General features: G+C 38.7%; 1 pseudogene. It reads right to left on the bottom strand.

The window, feature by feature from the left end:
• Positions 1-318 (bottom strand): annotated as a pseudogene (locus tag NE668_RS09735) (hypothetical protein); the annotation flags it as partial.

Raw genomic sequence — 318 nt, 5'->3', positions numbered from 1 at the left:
CATTGGAGATGACTTTACCACCATTGTTTAAGCCTTTATCGGTAAGAGATATTTCGTTAGCACCAGGATTAATAGTCATGCCTTTAGATCCATACTTCGTAGTATTAGTACCGTCTGTCACAGTCGTACCCTCTCCACTGATAGTGGATACAGCATTACCATTTTTGAATTGAGCGCTAGTCAAGTCATTCAATTCTTTAGCTAACTGTACATGCAACTTACCGTCTTTCGCGTTAACACCGATATTGTTATCAGATAATTTCGCTGCGTCAGCACCACCAACGATTTCAAGTTTTTGATTCAATGTTTTATCGATAA

Origin of the sequence: Veillonella parvula, from assembly GCF_024461875.1 — a bacterium.
GTDB classification, from domain to species: Bacteria; Bacillota; Negativicutes; order Veillonellales; family Veillonellaceae; genus Veillonella; species Veillonella parvula_I.
The sequence above is the reverse complement of the archived record's forward strand: the minus strand, read 5'-3'. Positions and strand labels throughout refer to the sequence as shown.